15 protein-coding genes are annotated in these 14374 nt (G+C 43.4%); 3 read left to right on the top strand and 12 right to left on the bottom strand.

All coding sequences use genetic code 11. The features are described 5' to 3' along the window. Positions 1-339 precede the first annotated feature (339 nt). From ACSV5T_RS09295 to ACSV5T_RS09240, 12 genes are all read right to left on the bottom strand, one after another. Positions 340-2754, bottom strand: coding sequence for a VapE domain-containing protein (locus ACSV5T_RS09295; protein WP_438320906.1), 2415 nt, complete (start codon positions 2752-2754; stop codon positions 340-342). A 1-nt stretch (position 2755) separates the two neighbouring features. Then, positions 2756-4129, bottom strand: coding sequence for a PcfJ domain-containing protein (locus ACSV5T_RS09290; RefSeq protein WP_438320904.1), 1374 nt, complete (start codon positions 4127-4129; stop codon positions 2756-2758). Between the two features lie 318 nt (positions 4130-4447). Then, positions 4448-4768 carry a hypothetical protein gene (locus tag ACSV5T_RS09285; protein WP_438320902.1) on the bottom strand — a complete coding sequence of 107 codons (321 nt, stop codon included), beginning with the start codon at positions 4766-4768 and terminating at the stop codon, positions 4448-4450. Positions 4769-4781: 13 nt separating this feature from the next. Beyond that, on the bottom strand, positions 4782-6716 hold the full coding sequence (locus ACSV5T_RS09280) for a DNA polymerase (RefSeq protein ID WP_438320901.1): 1935 nt from the start codon (positions 6714-6716) through the stop codon (positions 4782-4784). A gap of 10 nt (positions 6717-6726) precedes the next feature. Beyond that, entirely contained in the window at positions 6727-7287 is a 561-nt protein-coding gene (locus tag ACSV5T_RS09275) for a DUF2815 family protein (protein WP_105085978.1), read from the bottom strand. A gap of 26 nt (positions 7288-7313) precedes the next feature. Further along, positions 7314-8849 (bottom strand): YadA-like family protein, encoded by a 1536-nt coding sequence (locus tag ACSV5T_RS09270; RefSeq protein ID WP_438320900.1) that lies wholly within the window; start codon positions 8847-8849, stop codon positions 7314-7316. 3 nt (positions 8850-8852) lie between these two features. After that, the gene (locus ACSV5T_RS09265; RefSeq protein WP_438320899.1) at positions 8853-9995 is read right to left on the bottom strand and encodes a DUF2800 domain-containing protein; all 1143 of its coding nucleotides are present in this window, start codon (positions 9993-9995) and stop codon (positions 8853-8855) included. Then, positions 9988-10560, bottom strand: coding sequence for a hypothetical protein (locus tag ACSV5T_RS09260; protein ID WP_438320898.1), 573 nt, complete (start codon positions 10558-10560; stop codon positions 9988-9990). Before ACSV5T_RS09260 ends, ACSV5T_RS09265 begins: the two co-directional genes overlap by 8 nt. A gap of 163 nt (positions 10561-10723) precedes the next feature. Beyond that, complete coding sequence (locus tag ACSV5T_RS09255; protein ID WP_316065756.1) at positions 10724-10903, bottom strand: hypothetical protein; 180 nt, start codon at positions 10901-10903, stop codon at positions 10724-10726. Between the two features lie 2 nt (positions 10904-10905). Then, complete coding sequence (locus ACSV5T_RS09250; RefSeq protein ID WP_438320897.1) at positions 10906-11100, bottom strand: helix-turn-helix domain-containing protein; 195 nt, start codon at positions 11098-11100, stop codon at positions 10906-10908. A 134-nt stretch (positions 11101-11234) separates the two neighbouring features. Then, on the bottom strand, positions 11235-11483 hold the full coding sequence (locus ACSV5T_RS09245) for a helix-turn-helix domain-containing protein (RefSeq protein ID WP_438320896.1): 249 nt from the start codon (positions 11481-11483) through the stop codon (positions 11235-11237). A gap of 11 nt (positions 11484-11494) precedes the next feature. Continuing rightward, positions 11495-11722: a helix-turn-helix domain-containing protein gene (locus ACSV5T_RS09240; RefSeq protein ID WP_438320894.1), complete on the bottom strand. Its 228-nt coding sequence runs from the start codon at positions 11720-11722 to the stop codon at positions 11495-11497. A 200-nt stretch (positions 11723-11922) separates the two neighbouring features. Between ACSV5T_RS09240 and ACSV5T_RS09235 the strand changes: the two genes are divergently transcribed. The 3 genes from ACSV5T_RS09235 (at position 11923) to ACSV5T_RS09225 (ending at position 14248) form a co-directional block, all read left to right on the top strand. Further along, complete coding sequence (locus ACSV5T_RS09235) at positions 11923-12672, top strand: helix-turn-helix domain-containing protein (RefSeq protein ID WP_438320893.1); 750 nt, start codon at positions 11923-11925, stop codon at positions 12670-12672. Positions 12673-12689: 17 nt separating this feature from the next. Continuing rightward, a complete protein-coding gene (locus tag ACSV5T_RS09230; protein ID WP_438320891.1) occupies positions 12690-13037 on the top strand; it encodes a hypothetical protein in 348 nt (115 codons plus the stop codon). Positions 13038-13174: 137 nt separating this feature from the next. Continuing rightward, complete coding sequence (locus ACSV5T_RS09225; protein ID WP_438320890.1) at positions 13175-14248, top strand: tyrosine-type recombinase/integrase; 1074 nt, start codon at positions 13175-13177, stop codon at positions 14246-14248. Positions 14249-14374: the final 126 nt, after the last annotated feature.

The following is a 14374-nucleotide window of genomic DNA, read 5'->3' as shown; positions in this document are numbered from 1 at the left end:
TATGAACCCGCACCGATACTGGATTTATAGGGGGGGGTGTGTCCAAAGTGCCCAATTTTTTTTCAACATATATATATACGCGTATACGGGTTTTTTACGCTTATATATATACACCCATTTATTCATATATTTATTTTTTTATTTTTATATAAATAATTGGACACACTAGATACATATTACTATTTAGATTAGCAGTTATCTACTTTTTAGCCGTGTCCGATTAGTGTGTCCAAGCGTGTTTAGTGTGTCCAATTATTAGTATATATTAAGATTTATCGATGTATAGGCTTGAATAATTATTTTTACGAACATTCATACCTATAAAATAATTGGACACACCTACTTACCGTGATTTCGTTTATACATTGATAGGAGGTCTGTGCCTTCCTTTATAAACGCCCTCTGAGGTCCGTAAAGCCTGCCAAAACGTGCTTTTCCTGTCCCTTTTGTGTAAGGGTTCCATCCTGGCGTTGACTGCAAGATGTCAATAATCTCTCTTGCCTTTGCGTTCTGCAGGTTCTTTCTGTCCCCGCCAAGCACTTCACACCATATCTCAAGCGCACACACTCGCTCCCGCTGCACTGAACCACAATGATCGTCGTCGCCATAATTAGCGACATAATCTCGTCTATCGTAGATATCCATTGTCTCCCAATCTTCAGGAAGTAGCATTTCGAGGTACTCTTCAATGAGTCCTACGAGTTCACCGCCTTCTGTATGGGATAATTGGATTCTAAGGGCTTCCTCTTCAAGTGCACCCTCTAATACGAGAGGTTCACCTTCGGACCAATATCTAAACGCTTCCGCCCATAATTGGTCAATTTCATCCTTTGACAAGTCCCAGGAGTTTTTAGTCTTCCGGTCTTTGTCTCCAGTAATTGGCCAAAATCGTCGGTTACCGGTGCGGTCTTTAAGGAACATAAGATTGTTAGTGGAACCAGCGAATACACACTGGCGAGGATACTCTTCGGTGCGTCTACCATACGGAGAACGGAACCGGTCAGAGGTACGGCTGATAAAAGCCTTAACGATTTCATTATCGTTCTTGTAGGTCGGTGCCAGTTCGGCAAGTTCGACTATCCAAGAACCTTGAATTTGTTCTAAGGCATCTTTGGTTTTGATATCAACGAGTGAGTTGTTAAACCATTTACGACCTAACCGCTCTAGAATTAACGATTTACCAAGACCTTGAGAACCATATAACACAATCGCCGTATCAAACTTAACGCCTGGATCCATTACACGAGCTACCGCACCGCACATCCATTTACGGGTAACCGCTCTAATGTATTCGGTGTCCTCAGCTCCGATGTAATCGATGAATAGAGTATCAAGTCTACATTCGCCGTCCCAAGTTATCCCCTTTAGATACTCACGCACAGGATGGAACTTATTATCTTGCGTTACTTCCTGAAGTGCATCATCGATGATGCCTTTGCCCTTGATAAGGTATTTCGTAGCGAAGTAGTTACGCAGACACGCATCGTCGGTATCTGTCCAGTAAGGGGTTTCGTCCTTACCACGCCAAGGTAAATCGTCAATCACGACTAACCGGTGCGCAAATTCATCAAGACGAATTTTACCTTTTAAAGAAGGGTCCTGTTTAAGAACCACGAGGCAGTTGAATACATCAGATTCAGGCGTACCGTTTTTATCACGTTTTAGCTTTGATAAAAAGTCTTCGTCATCGTCCGTGATATCCTCGAACTCCATATCCGCCATACGTTCCTTATCGAGCAGAACAGGTGCTGCGCCGTCTTCGTTCACAAAGTCTATCATGTCTTTGTAACTTGGTAATTTGGTGACGCTGGTCTCATCTGCTGGGTCTTTATCTCCGAATAGGTGGATCCGGACGAGGTCAAAGGCATTTACGAGCTTACCGCTGATAGGGTCGGTCGCATGGTTGGAGTAAGCAAAGGTGTCGTTATCGTAAATCACTAAGCCACCTACTGAGCTACCGGCTACATATGTGTATCGGTCTTCGACTGCTGTAGGTTCATAGACTTCAGGGAGAAACTTATGTATCGCTTCCGTGATACTGTAGCACCGGCAAAAAGCACCGATAAGGCCTTTTTTCTCTAATGGGTTACCTTGCTTTTTAGCCGCATCAAGGCGGATTTGTGATTCTTTTTCCGATGTTGGCCAAAGGCTCGTATCACGCCAGTCTCTGTAAGTACCTAAATACGCATCGACGGAAACGAGTGAGCCTTCGCTATGCTGGTAAACATACTCAACGTCCTTAGGATGGCTTGGCCAATACATAAGCCGTTCAGCCTGGTGCGTTGACGGGTCGAAAAACTCAATACCGATGTTATCTGCAATTCGTCTCGAGACTGCTTGATACTCATCCGGAGTCATAGGTCTATCCACAGGGATGATTACGCGGTATCGTGGATTGTCAGCAGTGTGGCTGTGCGTACTATACAGTACGTACTCCATACCGCCTAATTCCATATCTAGGTCTACGATGAAATCCTCACCAGGGTTATCCGCATCAAGAGTAATAAGATATCTCTCTTTAACAGCACCTCTAATCCGTCTGCCATTTTTAGGAATATAGCCACCAACAAAACCGCCAACGTCTTTCTTCTGGCCTTGATCAGCTTTAGACATCTTGGCGTATTCAGCGGCCGTTTCATTCGTTACAGTAGGCTCGGCTAATTTGTTGGCCAAAGCACTCCAAGTCATTTTCTGAGACTTCCAGCTACGGGCGGAGCGACTTCTGCCCGTAGCTATGATGATATTAGTATCCATATTACATCGCTCCTCCCTTCGCAAACTGGATATCTCGTACATACGCCGGAACGCATAAGCCGTGAGATGTTACCCACTGTGTTACAGCTCCGTTGATATCGTGGTCTTCATATACGCCACGATTGTTTTTAAGTTTAGCCTGGTGTATCTCTACGAAGTCATCCGCATCATTAACGGGGTTAACCTCGATACACGCTACAGGCTTGTTACATTTATAGACACCTACGATAGCACACGTTTCAGCTTTTACTTTTTTGATATAGGAGCTTACACAGTTATTAAGCTGTATACCCATATCAACGATGCCGTGAGTAGAACCTATCGCCATGAAGCGATAACCATCAACCATATCAGCTAGTGCCATATGTGTTTTACGCTGCTGTACGATTTCGTCTTCCACCTTGTCAAACTTTTGCATTCTCGCGATGGTGTCATGTAGGTTACGCACCTGGATGCGACTACCCCATACCTCTTTACGGCGACTTCTCGATAACTCAAAATACATACTAGCTGTATCTCTGATATCGTGATAGGAAGGCGCATTTCTAATGAATAAGAACGCCTGGCGCTCACCGTATTGATGACTAAGGATGTTAACAAATTTACGAATGACAGATAAATCACGGTCATCACGCCATAATGGCCAAGACTGGATATAACTTGTATTATCGGCGTTATTCTTGATAACATCGACCATAGCCTTTTGATAGTCCTTGTTCTTAAATAACGTAGCCATAACTTTGATGATCTTTGTGTAGAAGAACGGTCTATCGTGTAGTAACCGTCGAACCCATCTAGCATCAGGTAAGTTATGAGCCTTGATTAATGCCTTTACAAAGGAGTCACCTTTTATCGTTAACTCTAATACGTTACCCATACCAAGTGTCTCGTTGGGGAATTTCCGATTATAGTAATCGTCATAGTCTCGTTTAAGACTATCATTGATAGCTGGTGCATCAGGAGCTTGTAATCTCCATACTAAGTTATGGAGTAGGTTATCGAAGGCTCCGTAATTGTTAGACACCTGTACGCCTTGTCTAATGCGTTTGACTTTATAACCTACGACCTTTGATAGCTTGTTAAAGAACACTTCTTTTAACACCTTAGCGAAACGTTTTAGCTCATCTTGATGGTTATGCAGTCTGCAGTCAGGTGTGGCTACAAACCACTCTAATGATAAAGGGCTGTTGCTTAAACGCGTAGGGGAAACCGTCGATTCTTCGACGACGTCGCTGCGTGAGCGTTTCTTAAGTATGATAAAGGTTTTTCTTTGTTTAAAGTCGAACCGTACCACATCGATGACATGAGATTTATAACCTTTGTATATCATCCCTGTATCGCCGTCGGCATACACTGTGTCGTACTCAAATTGCACGTCCAGTTTGTCGCCCCTATCTATAATTGATAGGTCCAGGGATAAAGGAACGGTGGCACTATATCCAACTTCCGCAGTAAACCCTTTAGCGTGGATCCGCTCGCCACATCTCGGGCAATAGAACTCATCTGATTCCCTGCAAGGCACTATTCCAAACCCGTTTGACTCCATTGGCCATAGGTTAGCGAAGGAGTGCCCGCAATCCACATGGTAATGGCTTGCAGGGTTAAAAGGTGATACTTGTTTGCGCCGCACTAGGTCGTACAGCTGTTGTACTTGTAGATTGAATAAGACCCTCATAAGGCGCTATCCTTTCTCTTATAACAAATCGTCTAAATCGTCTTCTTCAGGAGTTTCCTCAACTACCGGAGCTTCTTTCTTTTTAGTAGTGCGTTTACGTTTAGGCTTTTCTTCGGGTTTCTCTTCTACTGCTGGAGTAGCTTCAGGTTCTTCCACCTTAGGAGCTTCTGTTTTCTTACCGTTTAATACTTTAAGACCTAAATCGCAAGCAGCAATACAGCCCTCGCAGTAAGCCATAGCGGAGTCTTTACGTTCACTAGCTGGTGCGTCTTTTACGAGTTCATATAAACCATCAATAGCTTCGCGTTGTTGTTGAATTTGTTGTTTTGAGAGTTTCATAAGAATTGTCCTCCTAATCCTTCATGTAGTAAGGGTTCTCAAACCCTGCTGCGTTTAATATGAGCCCTTCATTCCAGGGCTCAGGTTCACACATAATATCTATTACTTCTTCTAAACTACCTTCGCCTATTGGCGCTTCGATAACCACTTCGTCGTGGATATGGGCTACAATTTTGTAACCAGCTTTGGCCAGTCTGAGCATTGATGCGGCTAGGCAATCTCTTGCCACTGCCTGTACAATGTTTTCGACTAGCTTTCCGCCATAGGTTTCAACTCTGCCCCATGTATTCTTAACCTGATCCATGCCGTCATACTCAATCGATTCACTACCGAACCGGTTAGTCCCAATTCTAGGTCTTGCATAGGCAAGTCTACGACCGGATGGTAATTCGATGAACAGGAAGCCTTTCGATTTAAAGAATTTAATATTGCCCTGTCTAATTCGTACGGGTTCTCCTGTTTTCACTACTTGCTTTGCTGCGCTGTCTGCATCTTTCCAAAATCTCGTAATTCGTGGGCTAGCTTGTCGCCAAGCTTCGATGATACCAGGTAGCTCCTTCTCAGGAATTTCCCCTTTTGTGTCCATCGCTTTCATGGCTCCTACACCGCCACCATACCCTAGCGCTAATTCAGCTACCTTGCCTTTTTGGCGAAGGTGTCCATTGACGCCGTGCTTCTCGACTGGTACGTGGAACATGCTTGATGCAGAAGCGCAATAGATATCTCCGCCTTGAGCGAATACATCCTGGCGCCACTGCTCGTGAGCAAGCCAGGCGATAACACGTGCTTCAATAGCACTAAAGTCAGCTACAATAAATCGGTGCCCGTCCTCTGCTACAAGAGCAGTACGGATAAGTTGCTTAATCACATCACCAGGGTTTCCGTAAAGTAGGTCTAGCATTTCTACATCTCTACTTTTAAGTACTTCCCGAGCTGTGTCTAAGTCTTCTAAATAGTTACGTGGTAGGTTTTGTAGTTGTACTACACGACCCGCCCAGCGACCACTTCGCATAGCTCCATAAAACTGAAGCATGCCGTGGATGCGACCATCTGAACATACAGCGTTTTTCATGGCCAAGTATTTTTTGATGGAGGAATTACCGAGCACCTGTCTATTTTGTAGTACCTTGCGCACATCAGAGGGGATATCCTGTTCCAAGAGGCTTGATACATCGTCTTTTCTCATTGTTTCTAGATCATATCCTAGTCTTGCAGTTAGCCACTCTTTAAGTTGCATAGTACTATTCGGATTCTCTAATCCTGTTAATATCTTGGATGACTCGGTAGCTTCTTCTACAATTTCGTCGTTACAAGCAAGCGCTGCATCGACGAGCTCCATATCTACTTTCACGCCTCGCCAGTTGATATCTTGGTCGAGTAACCAGTACTCGTGCTCGATAGCAGGTGGCTTTAGCGAAAGTAAGCGTTTACGAATTGCCTTTTCAACCACTACGTCCTGGCGGTTGTACTCAATGTATTCCGCCCATTTCTCAGGTGCATCCTCCGGCATATTTCGTGTCTTAGGATTCGTCTTAGTAGGCTTACGTGGTACAGAGAAGAACTGAATTAAACGTTTACCTCTTGCGTCTTTGGCTTCACCTAATCGTAAAGCCTTAGACACATTGTCGAGGCTTGCAGGTAAACTGCAGTATAGCGCTAGTACAGAGGTACATTCCCAGTTCGTGTAATCCGCATCAGGGTAATACTTTTTAAGACAAAGCATTTCGAATGCTGCGTTGAATGCGGTCTTTGTAATTTCCTTGTTATACAAAGCGTCCACCACCCTTTCGGGCAGTGGATCCTTTGTCATATCAATTACTTCGACCGGTTCATCATCGAAGCTGTAGGCAAAGAGCAGTATTTCAAATGTTGTATCATCAACGTATCGCTGGGCCCCATATTTAATAGGGCAGTCAGAATACGTTTCCACATCAATACTGAGCTCCATATATGCCTCCTTAGATTAAATCGTCATCGTCTAGGTCGCCTAAATCGTCGTCACCAAAGTCGCTAGCAGATACATGAACACCACCTAGACGGTCACCATCTTTAACTTTGCGAACACCATTTAAGCCAAAACCTACGCCTTTCTTACCATTGAAGTTATAAGCGAATACGGATAATGCGACCTGCGCGTATACACCAGAGTAGATTTCTTCTTCGATATCGAATTGGTCCATCTTGATTTTGTCGCGAGTGAATACGATAGGTTGTTTATCGCTGTTAGCGTTGATGAAGAACTTGCCTGCGTATGTTTCAGGTTGGTCAGCTACAGCTTCATCTGTATCGCCATCACGTAAATTCAATTTAAGGTATGCTGCTTTACCTTCTACCTTAGCTACTGCTTTTGGATCAGCCTTAAGTTCTTCAATCGCACGTTCAAATGCTTTGATTGTTTTCTTATCTGTTTTATCGATGATTATTTGAGAGCTATATTTTGCTTTGCCGTCGTCGTTTTTACGAGGTTGAGCGATGTTAGCATAAGAAAGTCTTACAATTCCAGTTGTTAATTTAGCCATTGTTACGGTCTCCTTCTTTAAATGAATTATTTGTTAGCTTCTACTTCAGTCATTAATTTGTTTACGAGTGCTTCAAGTTTAGAAATACGGCTTTGTGCATCTTTAGCTTCAGCAATGTAGTCACTGCCTTTGCCTGTTTTGAATGCTACGTTTACGGTGTATTGGTTCTCACCGCCTAACGTAGCACCAAAGCCAAGCATGATACGTTCATTAGGTCTAGCGAATACGCCGAGCGCTACTGCATTACTGTTACGGTAGTGGCCGTAACTTACAGCGTAGCTGACTTTGTCATTTCTGTTAAAGTCTAATGGATGCAAGCCTGCGAGTGCTGCGGAACTTGCCCCTAGCTTATTAACACGTTGGCCAAGATTGTTGACTTTGTTGTTAATGTCATTAGCCATGCTGGTAGAACGATGTTCCAAATCAGTAATGCGCCCTTCGTGATTGTCTGCCACATGTTCAAGGCTTCTAATATCCGCTGTATTAGCTGTTACCTTTTGGCCAAGGGAAGTAATAGCAGATGTATTACCATTGATGCGGTTAGAATTGTTAGCGATTGCAGTAGTATTACCTGCGATAGCTTGTTCATGATCATTCACCACATCGCCTAGCATGTTCAAACCGATTGCTACATCTTTAATGTTTTGTTTGTTTTTAGCAATTTGTTTAGCGTTTGTTTCGATTTCATCAATAGCCGCATAAAGCTGGCTACCATTGATAGCGTCTAATGAATCAGCGGAGATTTGACCAGCGCTAACATTCGTGAGTTGGCGGTTGTACTGAGTTACCCCGCCTGCACCTGCACGGGCTTTAGAACCAAAACTTACTACGCTTGCCGGTTGCTCGCCCGCAAATACGTGGCGAGTACCATTTATAGTGATGCCGTCAACACCAACGGCGCTGTCTGTAACGCTGTTAGTACCGATTGCTACAGAATTTGCTTTATCAGCAATCGTATTGTTACCGAATGCAACGGCGTCAGTGGCTAAGGATTTGGCATGAGTACCAAATGTAAGAGCACCTTGACCATTAGATTCGGAGTTAGATCCGAACACTAATTGCTCTTTGTCAGCACCGATTTTATTGTTGTAGCCGATTACTGCACTTTGTCCACCGGCTACTGTGCCATTGTTAGCGCCGACAACCACAGTGTCAGCGCCTGTGACATTATTAGTTCTGCCTAATACTACAGAAGACTCGCCGGATACGAAGGCACCGTTGCCGATAGCCACGCTGTCATAACTAGAAACACGGGCTTGATTGCCGATGGCTACAGTGTACTCCACCAAACTTTCGGCATGGGAGCCAAAGGCGAAGGAGTTACGACCTGCTGCAGTAGCATTATTACCGCCTGCGAAACCATTTTCACCAGTTACAGTATTGTTAGTGCCGAACGCTAACGCATTATTAGCGTCGATGTTGTTTTGGAAGCCCCATACTGCGGAGCTTGTAGACGTTGCGGAGATAGTATTATCTGTACCGCCTACTGTGTTATTACTAGTTGCGCCAACTACGTTTACTGCTAACGCGGAAATTGCTAGTGCTGTTGTTAAAGTTTTCATCTCTTATACCTCATCTTCAAATTCATTCATCATTGTTTCAACTGTATTAATTGCTGGGCGTTTATCGCTTTCCGGTACAAGTGTAGGCTTGCCCTCCGGTTTATCGATATAGGCTTCTAAGTATTCGGCAACGCCCTTTTTACCGAGTACCTTTTGTAGATTAGTGATACCTTCGAGTTCTCGAGGCTTGAAGATTTCCTCTTCCTTGTAGCCATTGTCGAGCAATGTTTTAGCTGCAGCTTCCGGATCCGTAATTGTACGTCTTGATGTACCTTCCACTAATTTATATCCAGGCCAATGCTTTTCACCCGATAAGGCTTTCTCGTACGCGAAATCGTAAACACCTTTAATCCACTTTGTGATTAAATCCTTCATCGCTAGGATGTCAGATACTTCACTGTCAGTGAGTAATTGATTGAGCTTGCCACCATTCTTATAGAATGTATCAAGGCAAGTATCCGCTAATGCTCGGCAGGTGTGCCGTGCTTTACAGAAGTTACAGTAATCGCAAGGTGTACATTCGCCGATACCTTCCCAGGCACGTTGTGCGATTGGTTTGATGTCTTCGCCCCAATCAAGAAGTTCTTCAAGCGCCATTTCGTCGGTAGACACACTATCAAGTCTTGGCTGAACGATCGTCATGCGAACTGTTTTAACGTCATACAAGAACTCGTTCACGTCGTAAGCACCTAATGCGTATAGCCGCATTTGTGTGTTTTCAACGGCGCTAACAGGGACGCCCTTGCCATACTTTAGGTCAATCACTTCCAGGATGCCATCGGCTACGATTACCATATCGCCGGTACCAAATCCCTCCGGTACCCATCTAGAGAAGTCGAGCCGTGCTTCAATCATGGCTTCCGCATCAGAGGAACGAGCACGCGCTTCGTTTACCTTCTCTTCGCAAATGTCGACATACCGATTAACCGCTTCTATCATTTCAGCGGAGTAGTCGTCTAGCTTAGGGGCCTTTTTGCCCTCTAGCTTATGCCGGAGAATTGCTTCTGCCAGGTCATGTGCTACAGTACCTTCCGCAGCATACGGAGATTGTTCATCAGGGAACATCGCTTCTAGTCTTGCTGAAGGAGTACATACTAACCACCTGGCGCTACTGGATGCACCTAGTAAGGCGTGTTTCTTAGCCACGGCTATTCACCCATTCCATAATTCGAATACGTTGTTCATCGGTAGCAGATGTTACCTTTTCAGCGCCGATGCTATCTAAGAAGGCTTTGAATTCGCCTTTAGCTTTCGTTTTATCAGTAGCTTTTGCCATTACGTCTTTTACTGCTTCACGAGTTGCTTCAAGGCTCGGTACTTCTACTTTAGGTTCTTCAGGTTCCACTGTAGGCGCTGGTTCTTCTTTAACAGGTTCAGGAGCTTCTTCTTTAACAGGTTCAGGAGCTTCTTCTTTAACTGGTTCAGGAGCTTCCTTCTTAGCAGTAGCTTCTTCTTTAACTGGAGCGCCTACGATAGATTGGTATAGGTCTTTCACTTCTTGTTCTAATTCAACTGCTTTATCAACTGTGATTTTTAACTCGATCATTGTTCTATTCCCTTTCGGCTTAATGATGTGATATACTTTAAATGGATATTTTTCTATGCGCCCTTTAGCATTGCCGTGCTTTGGGGTGCTTTTTTTTGTGCCCAGGTGCTCGCACTCATCAGGAACGCAGTAATCTCTATTAGGGCACGTTGTACAGTCTCGCAATGTCCTCACCTCCTTTCACTAGGCACGTTTGGATAATCGTGTTATTCTATTTACACACGGGTGTATGTCTTTACAGTTATCGCACACTATACGAGGCTTGCCGGTTAGGTACGACCAATTTGTGTAAGGACTTTTAATCCTTTTATTACAGAAGGAGCATCGCTTATCGTTCATACTCTTTTAGCTCCTCAATCCAGTAACCAGTGAGTAACCAAAGAGTGATACCTAGTAACCCCTGACACATACCAGTCCACAAATCAATGCGGTCTATTTCGATAGAACCGACAGTTCCTACTACTAATATGGCTGCAATAATGCGAAGCACATAAACTACTTTCATCATGTCTACTCTCCTATTCGTGCCTGGCATCGTTTAGCAAGCCAAGCATTAAACGAATCAACGTGGATAAGGCGTTTACCTCCACGCTTACCGATTTTCATGGACGGGAAGTCAAAATCTTGCGCCCATTCTCGGATAACGGCTTGCGGTACGCTAGCAATTTCTGCAGCTTCCGCTACTGTGATACACATCTTATTCATAAGTACCTCCTAGCAACCACATGCTAGCCGGAACATCCATACTAGAATGAATATGCTTATGCTTGAAGATATGCCTATTGCTAAAACCCATAAGCACAGCGAACATAATTCATATAGTGACTCTTTATTCATAGCTACCTCCTATCTAATTTAGGGTTGTAGTAATCGGTTTCCCAAAAGTCGTGGCTTTCGGTATCATCGACACACAACGCATAGCAGATACCAACGACTGTTGACATTTGCACTGACCGTCCTTTGATAGCTCGGTTCAATGTATCCATCGAGATTTCAGCTTGTTTGATCAGCGCCGTCTTAGTCATGCCTAACTCGTTCATGCGTTCCGTAATGGATTCGCCGAACATTCTGATTACGAATTCTTTCATAACCTATCCTCCTATTTAACACTCGCTATATTTCGAGTAAACTCGAAAGCCTTGCCAAAAAAAATTACACCTTCATCAACTCCGTAGAGCTGTTCTGCAAGTTTTACTTTTGCAAAAGGCATTTTAGAGTTATCGGCTTCCCACTTAGCAAGTGTTTGCGGATGAACCTTTAATAGGTTTGCAGCGTCTTTTTGAGTGAGCCCCGCATTAACTCTTGCAGCCTTAAGGGTTAACTTCATTTTTACACCTCCTCGCTTCCTGTGATTTCAGTATAACTCGAATTCACTCGAATTTCAATAGACACAAAATTTAAGTTTGTTTATATTTTCGATAAAAAGTTGATAAAAATTTGAAAAAAGTCGAATTTTCTATTGATTTTATCGAAAATAGTATATAAAATATAGTTAAAGAGTTAGATATACATGAGAGGATTTATATTATGGCACGTTCTAAAAGAAGTTCATTTGATGAAGATATGCGCAGAATCGTAGCGCTTAATTTGGGTACAGCACTTAAGCGAAGAGGCTGGACAAAGACCATGCTCGCAGAAAAAACCGGGATTAGCTCGTCCACATTGTCAGGGTACTTTACAGCAAAGTATAATATTAGTGAAGAGAATTTAGAGAAGTTAGCAAAGGTATTGGAGATGGAACCCTCAGAGATTGATCCGCGAGCAGATGCTTCTAGATACACTTTAACTAGATCCTACGAAGGCCCTTTTCCTAACCTTATGCAAGGCGCGGGGGCTGTTACTCTCAGCTCAGGCGTACTAAACTCCAGCGCGCTCGGCGCGGCGGCAGGGGTTGTCGCGGCAATGGGCGCCCCAATCACTGCTACTGTGGCAGCGGGCGCAGCAATAGGAACAGGAGCGTACGCTTGGTGGAAAGCACACAGGACTGAACAAAACCGAAAAGAATTAGACAAAGCTATAAAATTGTTAAATGATGAACTTAGTACACCTGAAGAAATATTTAGGGCCCGTAAAGTCGAGGCTGAAGCAGAATATATGACAAAAGTTATTCCGGCATATATCGAAGCGTGTGACAAGATATTTTATTTAGAAAAAGAAAATGGAGGGGTAAGCGAAGATTTAGCATTGTGGCTTCGTGTATTAAGGGATTCTGTAAAGATGGCAACGGACTTAAATGAGGAGTATAAGGACGCACTTACTACACTAAAAGACGAATAAAGGGGGGGGATGTTAACATGAAGAAGACTTTATTAATTACTACTATGCTTGCATTAGTTACAGTTACGGGGTTCGCTAGAACTGAGGTATCTCACGATGAATTCAAGGCGTTAGATGGTCCTAAGGTACTAGTACATTACGATGACGGGAGCACGGAATTACTAGACGAACAGGAATATCTCGAGCGTACTATCAGTATGACACAAAAAGAAATGGACGACTTACGCAAAGTCGATGAAGGCACTAAAAATGCACTAGCAAAATGGCAAGCCGATCATGAGATACACCAGGCACCATCTGAGGAAGTGCAACAGACTAAAAAGAAAAAGCACTGGTATGACAACGTACTAGATTCTGTATTTTAGATAAAAAAATAAGCCCTCACCGCAGTGAGGGCTTTTAAAAACTACGTACCTTAGAGGTATTTCATTTTTACTCCAATATGATTATATCATAAATCCTCTAAGGCTGATTATTATTTTATGCCTAGGAGGTTATTTTTATGGCCAAAAAACGAGCCGATGGGCGCTACCAAGTATCGAAGATGATAAACGGTAAGCGTAGATACTTTTATGGCACTACCAAGAAAGCTGCTATTGCTGAACGCGATGCTTACGTTGAATCACTAGCGCAATGTGCTAACTACGATAACACGATTACAATCGAGCGATGGTGTGGGTATTGGATCCGACTTAAAAAGGATACGATTTCACAAAATACCCTATCCTCTTACCAATATATTATTAAAACCTATATTGTGCCTTTCATAGGCTCGATACGATTAGTTGAGCTGTCAGCATTAAACGTACGAGCTTTAATAGATAACATGAGTCATTTATCAGCGCGGACTATCAGCTACACACTAACCGTTCTTAGGGCAATCCTTAAACAGGCGGTCATGGATGAGATAATATCGAAGAACGTGGCCACGTTAGTAAAGAAACCAAAACAAGAACGTAAGCGTGAAATGGTAACGCTATCCAAGGAAGAAGTAGAAACTTTCCTTGAGCAAATCGATGATGTCGAATGGCACGCACTGTTTAAGCTGGCATTTACTACAGGTTTACGCCGTAGTGAGATACTCGGCCTAACCTGGGATGATGTCAACTTAAAACAAAAAACACTAACCGTCAATCAGACAGTTTTACGTATCAATGAAGTAACCACTATCTCAAAAACGACTAAAAACAGCTCGTCTAGGCGTTCTATATCACTCGACGATAAAACTATCGCAGAGCTCCTAAAACTTCGCACATGCGTCGATAAACGACGCCTAAAAGCAACGAACTGGAGAAATAATAATCTCGTGTTCCCAGGTAAGTTTGGAAATCCTCGTGATCCGGCTAAGGTTTCTCTAAAATGTAAAAAGTTAGCCACCGCAATCGGTAGACCTGACTTTACGATGCACGATACTCGTCATACCCATGCTACCTTATTATTAGAAGCAGGCGTAAACTTTAAAGTCGTACAGATGAGGCTTGGCCACTCCTCGTACCAACAAACGATGGACACCTACTCTCACGTTACTCCGATTATGGAAGCCGATGTAGTAGAAAAGATTTCAAACATATTCTAATTGATGTCAAAATGATGTCAAAAGGTACCCTGATAAAAATGATGTCAAAAGAAAAACCAGCACTACTGTGCGGGTTATTTTGGTGGACCACCAGGGGTTCGAACCCTGGACACCCTGATTAAGAGT

Origin of the sequence: Veillonella sp. ZSJB6 (genome assembly GCF_051549505.1) — a bacterium.
Taxonomy (GTDB): domain Bacteria; phylum Bacillota; class Negativicutes; order Veillonellales; family Veillonellaceae; genus Veillonella.
This window is presented reverse-complemented; position numbering and strand designations above follow the sequence as displayed.

Bases quoted from the DNA above. Each gene is read 5' to 3' on its own strand.
- ACSV5T_RS09245 (WP_438320896.1), bottom strand. From the start codon at position 11,483: ATGAAAGAATTCGTAATCAGAATGTTCGGCGAATCCATTACGGAACGC.
- ACSV5T_RS09270 (WP_438320900.1), bottom strand. From the start codon at position 8,849: ATGAAAACTTTAACAACAGCACTAGCAATTTCCGCGTTAGCAGTAAAC.
- ACSV5T_RS09275 (WP_105085978.1), bottom strand. From the start codon at position 7,287: ATGGCTAAATTAACAACTGGAATTGTAAGACTTTCTTATGCTAACATC.
- ACSV5T_RS09230 (WP_438320891.1), top strand. From the start codon at position 12,690: ATGAAGAAGACTTTATTAATTACTACTATGCTTGCATTAGTTACAGTT.
- ACSV5T_RS09250 (WP_438320897.1), bottom strand. From the start codon at position 11,100: ATGAATAAGATGTGTATCACAGTAGCGGAAGCTGCAGAAATTGCTAGC.
- ACSV5T_RS09225 (WP_438320890.1), top strand. From the start codon at position 13,175: ATGGCCAAAAAACGAGCCGATGGGCGCTACCAAGTATCGAAGATGATA.
- ACSV5T_RS09255 (WP_316065756.1), bottom strand. From the start codon at position 10,903: ATGATGAAAGTAGTTTATGTGCTTCGCATTATTGCAGCCATATTAGTA.
- ACSV5T_RS09280 (WP_438320901.1), bottom strand. From the start codon at position 6,716: ATGGAGCTCAGTATTGATGTGGAAACGTATTCTGACTGCCCTATTAAA.
- ACSV5T_RS09285 (WP_438320902.1), bottom strand. From the start codon at position 4,768: ATGAAACTCTCAAAACAACAAATTCAACAACAACGCGAAGCTATTGAT.
- ACSV5T_RS09295 (WP_438320906.1), bottom strand. From the start codon at position 2,754: ATGGATACTAATATCATCATAGCTACGGGCAGAAGTCGCTCCGCCCGT.
- ACSV5T_RS09235 (WP_438320893.1), top strand. From the start codon at position 11,923: ATGGCACGTTCTAAAAGAAGTTCATTTGATGAAGATATGCGCAGAATC.
- ACSV5T_RS09240 (WP_438320894.1), bottom strand. From the start codon at position 11,722: ATGAAGTTAACCCTTAAGGCTGCAAGAGTTAATGCGGGGCTCACTCAA.